This is a genomic window from Spiroplasma endosymbiont of Polydrusus pterygomalis (genome assembly GCF_964030635.1).
Classification (GTDB): Bacteria; Bacillota_I; Bacilli_A; order Mycoplasmatales; family Mycoplasmataceae; genus Spiroplasma.
Genome location: NZ_OZ034909.1, coordinates 525738 through 542357, shown reverse-complemented (window position 1 = coordinate 542357; position 16620 = coordinate 525738). Strand labels below are relative to the sequence as shown.

Below are 16620 nucleotides of genomic sequence, written 5' to 3'. Positions count from 1 at the left end.
GCGATACTAAGATAATCATTGCAAATTAATTCATAAAGAAAAAATACAAATAAGAGGTATAAATTCTTATTTGTATTTTTTCTTTATGAATTAATTTGCAATGATTATCTTAGTATCGCAAGAAGTCTAATAAAGTGTCTCAAATATATTTACAATTCAGGTTTTAAAAACTAAGTGTTTGCAAAGAACTACTTTGTTTTTTTCGTAAATCGTTCATATAATTCATTAATCCGTTTTTCATATACACTATGTAATTTTGGATGATAATAAACAACTCCGCACATTTCTTTTGGTAAATATTGCTGTGACACATAATCATCGGGAAAATCATGGGGATATTGATAACCAATTCCATTCCCTAACTTCCCAGCGGAAGCATAACTAGTATCTCGTAAGTGATGTGGAATTGGATAAAGCTTACCATTTAAAACATCCTCATACGCTTGATCAGTCGCTAAATAAGCACTATTTGATTTTTCACTTAAGCACATTTCAACAATCGCTAACCCCAATGGAATTCGTCCTTCTGGCAACCCAATTTGGCGAAAACTATCAATTGCTGTTTTAACATGTCCCGCAATGGCTGGATTAGCTAAACCAATATCTTCATAAGCAATAATTTGCATTCGGCGAAGTAATGCTTCATAGTCACCACTCGCTAATAACCGAGCAAAATAATATAATGCTGCATCAACATCGCTTCCCCTAATTGATTTTTGCAAGGCTGATTTTAAATCATTATGCTCATCACCGGCAGAAAAATTAATTAAATTAGCTGATGGAGCAATATTTTTAACAATTACAGGTGTAATTTCTTCGGTAGGATATAAATTCAAACATAATTCTAAAATATTAATCGCAATGCGCAAGTCACCACTCGCTAATTGGCAAATTAAAGTTAAAGCATCCGTTGTAATTGTTAAAGGTAATTTTTTATTTGTAATTAATTTTTTCAAACCAGTCAACATTTCTTCCGGCGTAATTCGTTCTAATTTAATAATATTAGCTCGAGAACGTAGTACTGGGTTAATAACAAAATATGGATTTTCCGTTGTACAAGCAAACATAATTAAATGACCATTTTCTAAATATTGTAATAAAATATCCTGGCGATCTTTATTCATCCGATGAACTTCTTCAATAATAATAATAAACCGTTCAATCGCCCCGGCTTGATTGATAATGTTTTCTAAATCTTGTTTTTTATCAATTTCAGCATTAAAAATAGCATAGTCGATTTGTAAATCATTCGCCAATGCCCGGGCAATAATGCTTTTCCCAACCCCTGGGTCACCAGAAAAAATTAATGAACTGGCAAAATTATATTTCAACATTCGTGAAATAACACCATTGTGGTCGTTAATAATATGACTTTGCCCAATAATATCGGCAATTGTTGTGGGTCGTAATACAAATGCTAATGGTTCCGCCATTTTTTCTCCTAAGTACTTTTTTACATCATAACATATAAAACTGATTAATTATCAGTTTTATAATAAACCACCCTTAACTTTTGTTAGGTTGGTTTTGATTATTATAGTTGAGCTATGCTGACCATATTTGTTATTTTGATATTCTATTTATCATTATATATATCAACTTCTGACATAGTTTAATAATCTAATTCTTTGATTTTATGATGTTCTTGACGAATAATATCATAAATATCTGATTCGAATTTTTTTGTTCCATTGATAACAGCTAATAATGGTTGTTCACCAATCTTAGCTGATAATTGCAAGGTATCTTCAAAGTAATGATCAATTCCTTTGATTAAACCACCACCCCCACAAATGGTAATTCCATTGCGGAAAATATCACCCGCTAATTCTGGTGGAGTTTCTTCTAGAACTTGAACTGCTAAATCAATAATTCGTGATACTGAAAATTTTAAAACTTCTCGTATTTCTTCGGGGGTTAATTCAATTTCCCGTGGTAAACCTGAAACAACATCTCGTCCATATACTTTCATTTTTTGTTCATCACCATATTTTGCTAATGAGCCAATTTCGATTTTAATCATTTCTGCTGTTTTAATTCCAATTTCTAAACCATATTGTGAACGGACATATTTTAAAACCTCATCATTTAAATAATTTCCAGCAACTTTAACTGATTTTGAAATTACAATATCTCCTGAAGCAAGAACAGCAATATCTGTTGTTCCTCCTCCCATATCAATTACTAAGTTTCCAAAAGGTTTATAAATATCAAGTCCACCACCTAAAGCAGCCATTTTAACTTCTTCCTCAACAAATACTTTTGTTGCCCCTAAATTAATTGCAATTTTTTTCAATGCATTTTTTTCTAATTCGGTAATAACTGACGGACAAGCTAATAACATAACTGAATTAACTAACTGTTTATTAATCCGTAAACGGTTAAAAATATATTTTAATTGTGCTTCAGTTGCACGAATATCAGTAATAACACCGTCAATCATTGGACGGACAATTCTAATTGTCTTATTTCCTTTTCCAATCATTTTATATGCTTCATTCCCGACAGCAATAATCCGGTTTTCTTTAATTTTATATGCCACAATGGATGGTTCATTATAAATAATCCCGCTCCCTGAGATATAAACCAAGGTAGAAGATGTCCCTAAATCCATTGATACAAAAGTCGGCTTCTTATTATTAAATATGGCCATATCAAATCCTCCTTAATAGTAATTATATTCTTTTTTATAAGAAAAACAATAAGTATTATTTTTTAATTTGATTGCGTTGCCAAAGTTGGGGAAAATAAAAAAGAAAGTTTTCAATATAATTAAGTTTGAAAAAAATTAGAAAGAAAACTATCCTATGAATATTATAAATAGAATCCAAGAGTTTTTAAACGAAAATAATAACTCTTTTATTGATTTAATTAATGAAATTAGCCCCAATATCCCTATTACAGCACTATTATCCTATTTAAACAATGAAATTAGTTCTGAAGCTTGAATACTATTTAAAAATATTTTTGAATATATTGATAACTATATTTTTAATAAGGACTGACGCAAAGCACGTTATATTCCAAAAGGATTTTATCAACGAACTTTGGTTTTTCGTAATGGTGAAGTTACTTTTAAACGACGAAAATATATCTTAAAACCAGAATTTCAAGTGGCAAAAAAACCAAAAACGTTTTTTTTACTTGATATTCAATTAGGGATTGAAAGTTATCAGCGACTTGATTATGATTTTTCGTTAGAAATAATCATCAAATTAGGCATAAATTTTAGTTATCAAGATATTTGTAATATGTATCGGAATGCTAACATAACAAAAAAAACAATTTTTAACCTTATTAAACGGTTTGATATTAAACATTTGTTAGAACTAATGCTAGATGAACCAGATACAAAACTAAAACATGATGGGGTTATTTATATTGAAACCGATGAAGCATATCGCAATGCCATTAGTTATCAAATCAAAAAACGATTAAAAATTAAGAAAAGAATCCGTTTAACCGTCTTTCATACTGGTTATAAAGATCCTAAAACAATACGAAAAACAATACATAATGTCAAATTTCTAGTAACAATGACTAATGAAGTTAAAAAAATTAACTCTAAAAAATACTGACAAGGAATTAAAGAATTTATTAACTTAAATTATGAATCACCCGAGACAGCTAAAATTATTGTGCTTGGTGATGGTGCACAATATATTTCAACGGTTGAAAAACACATCAATGTTGAATTTATCATTGATCGTTTCCATGTTATTAAAAAAATTAAAGATTGTCTCCGTGGTCCACGATATTATAAACGTTATTTATTTAATAAAATTAGAAAAGCAATTCTAAAATTAAACTGAAACAAGGTTACAAAATACCTTGAATGAGCTTATCAGCTTGTTAAAACCGAAGAAGCGAAAGGAAAGTTACAAGAAATATCTAATTATTTAAGAACATACTATGGAGCAATTCAAAAATGAGAATATCAATAAAATATTGGTTGTCGCATTGAAAGTTATATTGCTCGAATTATTAAAGTAATGTTTCGTTCAAAACCAAAAATATTTAATGAAAAAACGATTTACAAAGTAATGTTATTAAAACAATTGACAGCTAATGGGATTAATCCCTTTCAAGAACTAACAGAAATTAAAAATCTTCAAGTAAAAAATGAACAAATTACTTGAAGATGAATATTTAAAAAGATGAATAATCCAGAAGTTAAACAATATAACTTACCAATATTCACCGCTTCTACATTATCAAATACTAAAAATCTTTTAAAGAAAATAGTTTCTAATTATTATTAGAACTTAATGCTAAAAACTTTTCCCCAACATTTTACACGCTACCTTTTAATTTTGTCGAAAACTCTTGATATTTTAATAAAACCTTGATTTTATTGGGTTTTTAATAAAATGGACTTTTTACAAATTTCTATATTTTATAGGGGTTTTTGACTTTATCAAGAGTTTTTTAAAAAATTAGACTGCACCCCGTTTAGTAAGTATTAATAAAAAGGTTTACAAACTTTTATTTATTAGATTTCTTGCGATACTAACAAAAATAAAAAAAATTACAAATGCTGAATTATACTTGCACTTACAAGTATAATTCAGCATCTTTATTTCTATTAACTTCTCGAATAATAGTACTAATACTTCGATTAAGATTTTTAGCTATTTCACTAATTTTTATTTTAAACTTCAATTGATTCTCAATATAAATTCTTTCATCTATGCCAAGATGTTTATATCCCATATAAAAACTCCTTGCTTTATTTTTTCTAAAATAAACTTAGCATCATAAAATTTTTATATGAGATTTTTTGCAATTTTATTTACTTGCACTTACAAGTATAATTCAGCATTTTATCAAGAGTTTTCGACAAAATTAAAATATAATTTCATTAACTTTTTATGATTTAGTTTTACAATATACAATTCAAAAAAATTGCCTCATCACGAACTTTAAATAATTTAATTGAAACATTAGTTGAGACTTGAGAAAAATTTAAGAAAACAATGAAATTAAACTTTCAATTATTTGTTTTAAAAACAAGTGCATGTAATAATAAAGTTTGGGACAACGTTATCCAAAAATTAGATGAGTTAAAAGTTACATATCAAACTGAAATTTGTTGCCCATACGGGATTAAATACAATTGCTTTTGTCGCAGTTTCTCAAATTAAATAATAATGAAAAACCATTTCTACTTTAGAAATGGTTTTTTTATTTTTCGATTAATTTTAATGGCGGAAGTAAAGAGATTCGAACTCTTGCATGGATCACTCCATCTAACGGTTTTCGAGACCGTTCCCTTCAACCAGACTTGGGTATACTTCCACTTTTTTACTGGCAGGGGTAGCAGGACTTGAACCCACAACGTACGGTGTTGGAGACCGCTGTTCTACCATATTGAACTACACCCCTAAATCCTTTTTCAATCATAACATAATAATAGAAAGATGACAAAATAAAAAAGTATTTCCACACTTTCATCTTTTCATGTTATGGCAGGGGTAGCAGGACTTGAACCCACAACACTCGGATTTGAAGTCCGATGTTCTACCGCTTGAACTATACCCCTAACAAAGTAAATTAAGCACCTAAATTGGCACTTAATCATTTTAACAAAATAAATTAAAAATAGCAAACAATTTTATTTATTTTCCTCATTCAAATTATCTTCAAAATGAGGGCTTAGACTGCACCCTGTTTAGTAAGTATTAATAAAAAGGTTTATAAACTTTTATTTATTAGATTTCTTGCGATACTAAGATAATCATTGCAGATTAATTCATAAAGAAAAAATACAAATAGGAATTTATACCTCTTATTAATTTAATTCTTATAGTCTTTAAGAGATGCATTATTTTGGCACAACAAAAAATGATTTTATTATTTAAAGTTAATTTTCATTCAACTTCTTGTCTTATTTATAATAACAATTGAAAATTATAGATTGAAGCAATTAAATTAAATCTTAAAGCAAAGCTTTTTCTACGATTGCGATATTTTTCAGTAATAATTTTAAATTTTTTAAGGATAGCAAAAACATTTAAATAACGAACAAAAACAGCATAATAAACTAATTTCACAAATGAGAATCGTTATTGAAAATGTTTTTGCTTTGTTTTTTTATGCGGAATCAAAACATTCCGATGCATTTTTTGCAAGCCTTGATAACCTGTATCAACTATTACTTTGCTAGCTTTTAAAAGTGGTATTTTGATTCTTTAAATAAACGAAAATAATCGGTTTTACCACAAGCAAAATTTTTTGCAATAATAGTTTTGCTTTCTTTTTCGATGATTATTTGTGTTTTGATAGTATGCTTTTTCTTTTTTCCGGAATAGTATTTTTTTGTCTTTTTTTGGGCGTTGGATTGCTGTTTCGGTTGCATCAATAATAATTGTTTTATCATTAAAGTGTTTATTTATTAATGTTTTTTGCCCAGCAAGTTGTTGAAAGTCAGGATGTTTAATTAAAGTGTTTTCAATTAATTTGATATTACGATAACAATTACTCTCACTAATGCCAAAACTTTTGCCAAGATGAAAATAAGTGCGGTATTTTCTTCAATATGATAAAGTCATTAATAAACGATTTTCTAATGATAATTTATTAGCTTTTCCGCCTTTTTTATTTTTTTTAACTCGGCTTCTTTTAAAATATCTAACATTTTATTAAAAGTATTTTGTTTTATTCCTGTTAATCGTAATAATTCTTTATCATTAAGAAATTTAAAGTTATCATTTTTCATAGTTTTATACCATCCTAATTTATATTTTTTATTTTTAATTATATTTGCTGAATTATACTTGTAAGTGCAAGTAAATAAAATTGCAAAAAATCTCATATAAAAATTTTATGATGCTAAGTTTATTTTAGAAAAAATAAAGCAAGGAGTTTTTATATGGGATATAAACATCTTGGCATAGATGAAAGAATTTATATTGAGAATCAATTGAAGTTTAAAATAAAAATTAGTGAAATAGCTAAAAATCTTAATCGAAGTATTAGTGCTATTATTCGAGAAGTTAATAGAAATAAAGATAATAATCATTATTTTTCATTAATTGCACAAAATAAAGCAGAAAATAGAAAACAATCACATATTTATTTTCATAAGTTTAAAAATAGAGAATTAGTAAAATATGTACAACAAAAATTATTATTAGGTTGATCACCCGAACAAATTTATGGCAGAATTAAAAATTTTCATAAATAATGAATTATTAGTTTTAAAACAATTTACAATTGAATTTATTCTGAATTACTTGAAAAAGTTACTAATAAAAATTTAAGAAGAAAAGGTAAGAAACGAAAATATCAAGAAAATCGGGGTAAATTTAATGGTAAATCAATTAAAGAACGAAATGCTAATGTTAATAATCGCGTAACTCTTGGTCATTGAGAAGGTGATACCGTAGTATCATCACGAGGTAAAAGTAAATCATGTTTAATAACTTTAGTTGAAAGAACATCAAGATTTACTTTAGCAATATTAGTTGAAAATAGAACTACTAAAGTTATTAACGAAAATATTAGCCATTATTTATCAATTCTTCCAAATAATCTTGTTAAGACTATAACATTTGATCGTGGTAAAGAATTTGCTAATTGACAACAACTTGAAAAAAATTTAAATGTGAAAATTTATTTTGCTAATGCATATTCACCCTGACAAAGAGGTACTAATGAAAATACTAATGGTTTAATTAGAGAAAAATTTCCTAAAAAATTTAATTTTTCAAATACTACTAAAAATGCAGTTCATAAATTTATATTGTCTTTAAACAAAAGACCAAGAAAAATACTAAATTATCTTTCGCCAATCGAATATTTGGTTAGAAAAATAATTTAGTTGCACTTAACTTTACAATTTGGCAATTAAAAAAATAAAAAAAGATCTAAATAAAACAATAATTCATTCAGATCATGGATATCAATATACATCTAAAGATTATAATAGTAAATGTTTAGATAACAAAATTATAATTTCAATGGGTAAAAATTATCATTGTGCAGACAACATTATTATTGAAAGTTTTCATTCATTACTTAAAAAAGGAACAATCCATAATAAAAATTATAAATCTCATAATGAATATATTAATGATGTTAAAAAATGAAATAAATGATATTCAAACCAAAAAGAAAAAGATATAATAAATGAAAGTTTGTAAACCTTTTTATTAACACTTACTAAACAGGGTGCAGTCTATAGTATCTAAATACACCAAATTAAAATATCGTAATCATAAGTCAATGGTTAATAACGATGAAATTAGCAACGTTTTAAACCATGAATTTAATAATAAACAACCAAATGAAGTTGTTGTTAGTGATTTAATATATGTTCAAGTTGGGTGCTAAATGACATTATATTTGTTTATTAATTGACTTGTTTAATCGTTAAATAATTGGCTATAGTGCCGGGACAAACAAAACAGCCCAACTAGGACAAGAAGCCTTTTATTCAATTACAAGACCATTAAATCAAATTACGTTATTTCATACTGACCGGGGTAATGAATTTAAAAATAAAATCATTGATAATATCTTAAATACTTTTAACATCAAACGATCATTAAGCAATAAAGGCTGTCCTTATGATAATGCTGTGGCTGAAACAACAACTTACAAAAGTTTTAAAACGGAATTTATCAAGGGGCAAAAATTTATAAATTTAACCCAATTAAAATAAAAATTATTTGACTTTGTGCATTGATATAACAATATTAGAATTCACGGTCGTTTAAATTATTTAACACCTGTTGAATTTAGAAAACAACAGTCCATATAAAAAGTGTCCTAAAAAGGGTTGCCAATCCAATTTTTTACAAATTTCTATATTTTATAGGGGTTTTTGACTTTATCAAGAGTTTTCGACAAAATTAAAATTGCAAGAAAACTTTTTTAATTTGCTTTCTGAGATATTTTACATCATAACGCGTTCAACAACTTTAATGTCGGGAATCGCTAATAATGATGAGCGAATTTGTTGTAAACGATCATCATTATTAATTTTAATAATTGTCTTAATTGTTAAATTCATTAAATCATTCGAAATATTAGCCGTCATCATTTGCACAGAAGCATTTAAATGACTTAACACTTTTGTCACATCAACTAATAAGGCTGGTCGCTCAATCGCTTCAATTCGAATGGCACAATCATATTGTTTATTTTTACAAACAGCTTCGTTTCAACTAACTTCAACTTGTCGATCTTGTTTATCGCCGCTTTGAATATTACGACATGTTTTTAAATGAATCTTAATTCCTTCTGCTTTTGAAACATAACCCGTAATATTTTCATAGGGGATTGGTAAACAGCATTGGGAAATAACAACCTTAATGCTCGAAATTCCTTGCACAATAATGTCATCTTTTAATTGGGATTTTTTATATTGTTTATCCTGTAATTTTTTAATAATTTTTTCATTTTGACTTGTTTCATGGTCAAGATAAACTAAATTAATTGCTTCCTCTAAAGTATATTCATTATTAGCAACATCTAATAAGAAATCTTCAATATTATTAAAATTAATAGCATGTAACCGTTCAAATTGGGTTTCTACATCAACTAGTTTTCATTTTAAATCTTTTTTGGCAATATACTCTTCAATTTGCACTTTCGTTTGTTTAATTTTTTCTAAATTAATTGATTTACTATCGCTGCTTGCTTCCGCTAGTTCTTTTTTCAAATATTTTTTAATTTTTTGTAATGCTGATGATGTTTTAGCAACTACTAATCAAGAATGATTTGGTTTCTGGGTCGCTGCTGTTTTAATATCAACAACATCCCCCGATTTTAAGACCGTTGAAATTGGTGAAAATAAGCCATTAATTTTCGCTCCAATTGTTTTTTCGCCAATTTCAGAATGGATTTTATAAGCAAAATCAAGAACAGTTGAGCCAAACGATAATGTCACAACTTTACCATTTGGTGTTAACACATAAATTAATGATGAAAAAATGTCATTTTGAATTATTTGCTCCATTAAATGATCTGGGTTATAAACTTCTTGTTGAATTTCATCGCGTTCTTGGACCGAGATATTTTCTAAATCTAAAATACGTTTAAAAATATCTAATCGATCATCAATATCTTTTTGTTTCTTCGCAATATCATAATTTTCGCCCTCTTTATAACGTCAGTGGGCGGCAACCCCTTGCTCTGCTAATTCATCCATTTCCTCAGTTCGAATTTGAATTTCAAAAATAAGGCCATCTTCAGCCGCAATTGTAGTGTGTAATGATTGATATAAATTATGTTTTGGCGTCGCAATATAATCCTTAAAACGATTATTTAAGGGGGTATAATGCTGATGCACAAATCCTAACACCTTATAACAATCATCAATACTATTCGTAATAATGCGGACTGCTAAAATATCATGAATGTCATCAAAGTTTTTCCCAAATTGATTCATTTTCCGATAAATCGAATAAATTGTCTTACTACGTCCATAAACTTTGACCGACATCTTTTTTTCAGTAATCAAAATTTGTTTTAACTCTTCAATCTTTTGATTAATAGTATTTTCTAGTTCTTTATTACTTGATTCTAATAATGAAACAATCTTATTATATTGCACTTGATTAATAATTTTAAAACTAATATCTTCAATTTCTTGTTTAACCGCTTTCATCCCTAACCGGTGGGCAATGGCAGAATAAATTTCTAAACTTTCACGAGCAATAATTTGTTGCCGTTCTGGTTTTAAATAACCAATTGTTTTTAAATTATGTAAGCGATCGGCTAACTTAACAATAATAACACGAATATCTTTCGCCATTGATAAGTATAATTTTCGTAAATATTGAGCTTTAATTTGGGTACGATTTTCTTTCGCGAAATAACTAACCTTTGTTACTCCTTCAACTAAATTAGCAATTTCAATCCCAAACAAATTTTGTAATTCTTCAAATGTGGCTGGGGTATCTTCTAAAACATCATGGAGAAGACCCGCAATTAATGTTTTTGGTCCCATTCGTCATTGTGCCAAAAAAAAGGTTGTTCATAAGGGATGAATAATATACGCTGTCCCGCTATTACGAACTTGACCATGGTGTTTTTCTTTGGCATATTCATATGCTTTCTGAATTTCCTTTAACGTTGTTTCGTCTTTAATGTATAGCTTAATTTGGGCTAATACTTTATCGTATTTAATATCTTGATCCATTACAAACAACCCCCTTTTTCTTATAATTAGGCGTTGTGTAGATACAAACGGCAAATTTATATCTTGTTAAATTAATAATAAAATATTTTTAATAAATTTCAACCATTTTCTTTAATTTTGTAGAAAACTCTTGATAAAATAAAAAAATCATCAATATTTTAATTTTGTCGAAAAATCTTGATATTTTAATATTTGCTGAATTATACTTGTAAGTGCAAGTAAATAAAATTGCAAAAAATCTCATATAAAAATTTTATGATGCTAAGTTTATTTTAGAAAAAATAAAGCAAGGAGTTTTTATATGGGATATAAACATCTTGGCATAGATGAAAGAATTTATATTGAGAATCAATTGAAGTTTAAAATAAAAATTAGTGAAATAGCTAAAAATATTAATCGAAGTATTAGTACTATTATTCGAGAAGTTAATAGAAATAAAGATAATAATCATTATTTTTCATTAATTGCACAAAATAAAGCAGAAAATAGAAAACAATCACATATTTATTTTCATAAGTTTAAAAATAGAGAATTAGTAAAATATGTACAACAAAAATTATTATTAGGTTGATCACCCGAACAAATTTATGGCAGAATTAAAAATTTTCATAAAGAATGAATTATTAGTTTTAAAACAATTTACAATTGAATTTATTCTGGATTACTTGAAAAAGTTACTAATAAAAATTTAAGAAGAAAAGGTAAGAAACGAAAATATCAAGAAAATAGGGGTAAATTTAATGGTAAATCAATTAAAGAACGAAATGCTAATGTTAATAATCGCGTAACTCTTGGTCATTGAGAAGGTGATACCGTAGTATCATCACGAGGTAAAAGTAAATCATGTTTAATAACTTTAGTTGAAAGAACATCAAGATTTACTTTAGCAATATTAGTTGAAAATAGAACTACTAAAGTTATTAACGAAAATATTAGCCATTATTTATCAATTCTTCCAAATAATCTTGTTAAGACTATAACATTTGATCGTGGTAAAGAATTTGCTAATTGACAACAACTTGAAAAAAATTTAAATGTGAAAATTTATTTTGCTAATGCATATTCACCCTGACAAAGAGGTACTAATGAAAATACTAATGGTTTAATTAGAGAAAAATTTCCTAAAAAATTTAATTTTTCAAATACTACTAAAAATGCAGTTCATAAATTTATATTGTCTTTAAACCAAAGACCAAGAAAAATACTAAATTATCTTTCGCCAATCGAATATTTGGTTAGAAAAATAATTTAGTTGCACTTAACTTTACAATTTGGCATATCATTAAAATTACGATTTACTAAATCAGGATATTTAATTATATTTTTATTTCTATTTTGTTTTATTAATATTTTTCTACGCATACGCTTTACATATTCAGCTTGAATATTATTTTCTTTCATAATTCGCAATACTTTATTAGCATTATAAACAATGCCATAATCTTCTTTTAAATATTTGGTAATTCGACGATAACCAAATTGTTTTAAATTTTCTTCATAGACTTTTACAATATTTTTTAATGATTCGCTATCCTTACCATTACTTGAATAATTTTTATATTTATCTCAATAACTACGCTTTAAATCTGTTATATCAAGTAATAAATTTAGTGGATATTTATTAATGTTTTCTTTGATAAAAAATACAATTTTTCTTTTATTTAATTGTAAAAGTCATGAAGCTTTTTTAATAATTCATACCTAACTTTGTAATAGTTTAAATCTCTTTTTTCAAATGATTCTTTTGGACCTTTATTGGTGTTTAAAATTCCTTTCTTAAAATTTTCATACCATGAAGCAACAGTTTTTTTATTAATTGCATATTTTTTTGCAATAAAACTTATACTATTATTTTTAACCTCTTGTCCTATCCTTTTTCGAAAATCTGCTGTATATTTATTAAATTTTTGTCCTTTTCTTGCCATATAAAAATGCACCTCCTTTAAAAGTTTAGCAAAGACTTTTTTTCTTTACTTACTTTTTTGGGTGCAGTATAAACATTATAAAATATAGAGATTTGCAAGAAATACATTTTATTAAAAACCCAATAAAATCAGGATTTTATTAAAATATTAAAATATCAAGAGTTTTCGACAAAATTAAAATAAAAATACTTTATTTTTTTGTCATTTTGAGATATACTTATTAAGTTGTTAAACTTTAATTTATTCTGTTATCTAAAATAATATAAATATGTAAATTCAACAGCTGTAATGTTAAAAAAACAACTAAACTATGATATGAAAATAAAAGGAGATTAAATGAATTTTAATACATTAAATTTATACCCATCATTACAGCGAATGATTGCTAAAATGGGTTATACTAATCTAACTGAAATCCAAGAAAAAGCGATTCCAGTTGCCCTAAATAATCAAGATATTATTGGTAAAAGTCATACCGGAACTGGTAAAACGGTAGCATTTATTTTACCTATCTTGCAAAACTTAGATACAAACTTAAAACGGTCACAAACAATTATCTTATGTCCAACACATGAACTAGCAACCCAAATTATTGGTCAAGTACGTAGATTTGCAACTTATTTAGAAGGAGTAAATGCAACATTAATTTGTGGTGGTTCGCATATCCAACGCCAAATTTATGCTTTACGAAAAAGCAATATTATTGTTGGAACACCAGGGCGAATTGCTGATCATATTAATCGTAAGACATTACGCTTAGATAAAATTAAAACAATTGTCCTTGATGAAGCTGATGAAATGTTAAAAATGGGTTTTAAAAATGATCTTGATAAAGTGTTTGAAAATGCCCCAGAAAAATATCAAACATTATTGTTTTCTGCAACAATGCCAAAACAAGTATTAGAAATTGCTAATACTTATCAAAATAATCCAGTTGAAATTGTTGTTACAAAAAATAGCATTGAACAAAATAATATAACACAACAATATGTTAATGCAATTAATTATCATAAGAAAGATGTTTTAATTGCTTTATATCAACATTTACAACCAAAACGCAGTATTATTTTTTCTAACACAAAAGCTTTTACAAATAAAATTGCGGATATGTTAACAAGCAATGGTATTAGTTGCTGTGTTATTAATGGTGATAAAAGTCGTTATGAACGAACACAAGCAATGCGTTTATTCCGTGATGGTAAAGCAACGGTAATGGTTGCAACTGATGTTGCTGCGCGAGGAATTGATATTGAGAATATCGATTATGTTATTAATTATGATATTCCAACTGAACGAGAAAGTTATATTCACCGTATTGGACGAACAGCACGAGCTGGTGCAACTGGAGTAGCAATCTCAATTGTTTCAAATTGTAATGAATTGAAAGAAATGCAGCACTTAGGTGAATATCAGAAGAAGAGAATTGAATTATTAAATATTTCAGAATATTATTTAAAACCAAAACCACAAGGAACAAAAAAATTTGATGCTAATCATAAACAAACGAGTTTTAAACAAAAGAATAGTAATTTTAAATATGATAATTCACAACGTAGCAATAAAAGTAAGCAATCTAATGGTAAGAGAGACTTCAGTTCACAAGGTAATAAAACTTGAAAAGAAAAAAAGAAAAAATTTGGGAGAAATAATTTTACATTTAACCGAATTTAAAGCAAATAATTTCTTACAAAATGTTCTTTGTAAGAAATTAAGTTGTTAAAAGCACCATGGTGCTTTTTTTCAGTATAATTAGACTGCACCCTGTTTAGTAAGTGTTAATAAAAAGGTTTACAAACTTTCATTTATTATATCTTTTTCTTTTTGGTTTGAATATCATTTATTTCATTTTTTAACATCATTAATATATTCATTATGAGATTTATAATTTTTATTATGGATTTGGATTGGCAACCCTTTTTAGGACACTTTTTATATGGACTGTTGTTTTCTAAATTCAACGGGTGTTAAATAATTTAAACTACCGTGAATTCGAATATTGTTATATCAATCCACAAAGTCAAATAATTTGTATTTTAATTGGGTTAAATTTATAAATTTTTGCCCCTTGATAAATTCCGTTTTAAAACTTTTGTAAGTTGTTTCAGCCACAGCATTATCGTATGGACAGCCTTTATTGCTTAATGATCGTTTGATGTTAAAAGTATTTAAGATATTATCAATGATTTTATTTTTAAATTCATTACCCCGGTCAGTATGAAATAACGTAATTTGATTTAATGGTCTTGTAATTGAATAAAAGGCTTTTTGTCCTAGTTGGGCTGTTTTGTTTGTCCCGGCACTATAGCCAATTATTTCACGATTAAACAAGTCAATTAATAAACAAATATAATGTCATTTAGCACCAACTTGAACATATGTTAAATCACTAACAACAACTTCATTTGGTTGTTTATTATTAAATTCACGGTTTAAAACGTTGCTAATTTCGTCGTTATTAACCATTGACTTATGATTACGATATTTTAATTTGGTGTATTTAGATACTAACTGATTTTTAATCATAATTTGGCGAATTTTTCTTCGCGATAAGATAATATCTTTTCTGGTTAAAATAGCTTTAATTTTACGAGCTCCATAAATTTTGCGACTATCATTAAATGGACTGATAACTTCTTGTTCATAATTATTAACATCAACCGTAGCGTATTTATTAATTTGATAGTAATATGTTGATTTTGCTATCTTTAATATTTGACCCATTTTTCGCACGGAATATTTTTATTTATTATTGTTAATAATTTCTATTTTTTGCCGATTATCAGTGCCGCTTGATTTAAAATGTCGTTTTCCATTCGTAATTGGATTAATTCTTTCCGCAAGGCAATCAAGTTCATTTTCTTCAACAGTGCGGTTATCTTTTGCTTTAAAAGATCCAGAATTATTTAATTTTTCAATTCACTGATATACGGCTGATTTTGACATCCCATATTCCTTAAAAATTTCAAGAATGGTTTTACCATTTTGATAAAGTAAAACAATTTGTTTTTTAAATTCATACACCGATGAATTTCTTCCCATTTTTATATTCCTACTTTCTTCATAATTATATTTTATTTGAAAGTCCACATAAATATGGTCCAACTTATTGTAACCTATCCATACATCTAAAGATTATAATAGTAAATGTTTAGATAACAAAATTATAATTTCAATGGGTAAAAATTATCATTGTGCAGACAACATTATTATTGAAATTTTTCATTCATTACTTAAAAAAGGAACAATCCATAATAAAAATTATAAATCTCATAATGAATATATTAATGATGTTAAAAAATGAAATAAATGATATTCAAACCAAAAAGAAAAATATATAATAGGCTTCTTGCGATACCTTGTTATTTATGCTTAAAAAGCAATTAAAATTTTTAAAAATGATTATTTTAAAGTTTAATTTAATTTTTTTAATTTGTAATTTTTTTATTTTTGTTAGTATCGCAAGAAGTATAATAAATAAAAGTTTGTAAACCTTTTTATTAATACTTGCTGAATTATACTTGTAAGTGCAAGTAAATAAAATTGCAA

The 16620-nt window shown here is 26.7% G+C and carries 17 protein-coding genes, 3 tRNA genes and 3 pseudogenes; 10 read left to right on the top strand and 13 right to left on the bottom strand.

Features of this window, described 5'->3' with window-relative positions; genetic code table 4:
- Positions 1-188 precede the first annotated feature (188 nt).
- Together ACQH23_RS03590 and ACQH23_RS03585 are read right to left on the bottom strand one after the other, a co-directional pair.
- The gene (locus ACQH23_RS03590; protein ID WP_425378949.1) at positions 189-1433 is read right to left on the bottom strand and encodes a replication-associated recombination protein A; all 1245 of its coding nucleotides are present in this window, start codon (positions 1431-1433) and stop codon (positions 189-191) included.
- 179 nt (positions 1434-1612) lie between these two features.
- Complete coding sequence (locus ACQH23_RS03585) at positions 1613-2653, bottom strand: rod shape-determining protein (protein ID WP_425378948.1); 1041 nt, start codon at positions 2651-2653, stop codon at positions 1613-1615.
- A 154-nt stretch (positions 2654-2807) separates the two neighbouring features.
- Here ACQH23_RS03585 and ACQH23_RS03580 point away from each other — a divergent pair, with 154 nt between their 5' ends.
- Together ACQH23_RS03580 and ACQH23_RS03575 are read left to right on the top strand one after the other, a co-directional pair.
- Positions 2808-3944, top strand: coding sequence for an Mbov_0401 family ICE element transposase-like protein (locus ACQH23_RS03580; RefSeq protein ID WP_425378947.1), 1137 nt, complete (start codon positions 2808-2810; stop codon positions 3942-3944).
- Positions 3945-3992: 48 nt separating this feature from the next.
- The gene (locus tag ACQH23_RS03575; protein ID WP_425378946.1) at positions 3993-4262 is read left to right on the top strand and encodes a hypothetical protein; all 270 of its coding nucleotides are present in this window, start codon (positions 3993-3995) and stop codon (positions 4260-4262) included.
- A 292-nt stretch (positions 4263-4554) separates the two neighbouring features.
- On the opposite strand, the gene ACQH23_RS03570 is transcribed toward ACQH23_RS03575, so the two are convergent.
- From ACQH23_RS03570 to ACQH23_RS03550, 5 genes and pseudogenes are all read right to left on the bottom strand, one after another.
- Positions 4555-4713 carry a helix-turn-helix domain-containing protein gene (locus tag ACQH23_RS03570; protein ID WP_425378945.1) on the bottom strand — a complete coding sequence of 53 codons (159 nt, stop codon included), beginning with the start codon at positions 4711-4713 and terminating at the stop codon, positions 4555-4557.
- 492 nt (positions 4714-5205) lie between these two features.
- Positions 5206-5298: transfer RNA gene (locus ACQH23_RS03565), tRNA-Ser, on the bottom strand.
- A gap of 10 nt (positions 5299-5308) precedes the next feature.
- Positions 5309-5385: transfer RNA gene (locus ACQH23_RS03560), tRNA-Trp, on the bottom strand.
- 81 nt (positions 5386-5466) lie between these two features.
- Positions 5467-5542 (bottom strand) — tRNA-Trp (locus ACQH23_RS03555).
- Positions 5543-5891: 349 nt separating this feature from the next.
- Positions 5892-6718: pseudogene (locus ACQH23_RS03550) on the bottom strand (transposase family protein).
- A gap of 153 nt (positions 6719-6871) precedes the next feature.
- On the opposite strand from ACQH23_RS03550, the gene ACQH23_RS03545 reads away from it, so the two are divergent.
- From ACQH23_RS03545 to ACQH23_RS03525, 5 genes are all read left to right on the top strand, one after another.
- Positions 6872-7186 carry a transposase gene (locus tag ACQH23_RS03545; protein ID WP_425378944.1) on the top strand — a complete coding sequence of 105 codons (315 nt, stop codon included), beginning with the start codon at positions 6872-6874 and terminating at the stop codon, positions 7184-7186.
- 3 nt (positions 7187-7189) lie between these two features.
- Positions 7190-7822: an IS30 family transposase gene (locus ACQH23_RS03540; protein ID WP_425379303.1), complete on the top strand. Its 633-nt coding sequence runs from the start codon at positions 7190-7192 to the stop codon at positions 7820-7822.
- Between the two features lie 19 nt (positions 7823-7841).
- Positions 7842-8144: a hypothetical protein gene (locus ACQH23_RS03535; RefSeq protein WP_425377708.1), complete on the top strand. Its 303-nt coding sequence runs from the start codon at positions 7842-7844 to the stop codon at positions 8142-8144.
- 28 nt (positions 8145-8172) lie between these two features.
- Positions 8173-8334: a hypothetical protein gene (locus tag ACQH23_RS03530; RefSeq protein WP_425378943.1), complete on the top strand. Its 162-nt coding sequence runs from the start codon at positions 8173-8175 to the stop codon at positions 8332-8334.
- Between the two features lie 346 nt (positions 8335-8680).
- Positions 8681-8764: an IS3 family transposase gene (locus tag ACQH23_RS03525; RefSeq protein WP_425379302.1), complete on the top strand. Its 84-nt coding sequence runs from the start codon at positions 8681-8683 to the stop codon at positions 8762-8764.
- A gap of 135 nt (positions 8765-8899) precedes the next feature.
- Here ACQH23_RS03525 and ACQH23_RS03520 read toward each other — a convergent pair whose 3' ends face one another.
- A complete protein-coding gene (locus ACQH23_RS03520) occupies positions 8900-11149 on the bottom strand; it encodes a RelA/SpoT family protein (protein ID WP_425378942.1) in 2250 nt (749 codons plus the stop codon).
- A 301-nt stretch (positions 11150-11450) separates the two neighbouring features.
- Here ACQH23_RS03520 and ACQH23_RS03515 point away from each other — a divergent pair, with 301 nt between their 5' ends.
- Entirely contained in the window at positions 11451-12401 is a 951-nt protein-coding gene (locus tag ACQH23_RS03515; RefSeq protein WP_425377913.1) for an IS30 family transposase, read from the top strand.
- Here the strand turns inward: ACQH23_RS03515 and ACQH23_RS03510 are convergent.
- The 3 genes and pseudogenes from ACQH23_RS03510 to ACQH23_RS03500 form a co-directional block, all read right to left on the bottom strand.
- Entirely contained in the window at positions 12398-12550 is a 153-nt protein-coding gene (locus tag ACQH23_RS03510; protein ID WP_425378941.1) for a hypothetical protein, read from the bottom strand. The genes ACQH23_RS03515 and ACQH23_RS03510 overlap by 4 nt on opposite strands.
- Positions 12551-12571: 21 nt before the next feature.
- Positions 12572-12637 (bottom strand): annotated as a pseudogene (locus ACQH23_RS03505) (hypothetical protein); the annotation flags it as partial.
- Between the two features lie 173 nt (positions 12638-12810).
- On the bottom strand, positions 12811-13074 hold the full coding sequence (locus ACQH23_RS03500) for a hypothetical protein (protein ID WP_425377654.1): 264 nt from the start codon (positions 13072-13074) through the stop codon (positions 12811-12813).
- A 336-nt stretch (positions 13075-13410) separates the two neighbouring features.
- Between ACQH23_RS03500 and ACQH23_RS03495 the strand changes: the two genes are divergently transcribed.
- On the top strand, positions 13411-14745 hold the full coding sequence (locus ACQH23_RS03495; RefSeq protein ID WP_425378940.1) for a DEAD/DEAH box helicase: 1335 nt from the start codon (positions 13411-13413) through the stop codon (positions 14743-14745).
- Positions 14746-14862: 117 nt separating this feature from the next.
- Here the strand turns inward: ACQH23_RS03495 and ACQH23_RS03490 are convergent, their stop codons facing one another.
- On the bottom strand, positions 14863-14985 hold the full coding sequence (locus tag ACQH23_RS03490; protein WP_425378939.1) for a hypothetical protein: 123 nt from the start codon (positions 14983-14985) through the stop codon (positions 14863-14865).
- 18 nt (positions 14986-15003) lie between these two features.
- Positions 15004-16113 (bottom strand): annotated as a pseudogene (locus ACQH23_RS03485) (IS3 family transposase).
- Between the two features lie 133 nt (positions 16114-16246).
- On the opposite strand from ACQH23_RS03485, the gene ACQH23_RS03480 reads away from it, so the two are divergent.
- Positions 16247-16447 carry a hypothetical protein gene (locus ACQH23_RS03480; protein WP_425378938.1) on the top strand — a complete coding sequence of 67 codons (201 nt, stop codon included), beginning with the start codon at positions 16247-16249 and terminating at the stop codon, positions 16445-16447.
- Positions 16448-16620 lie beyond the last annotated feature (173 nt).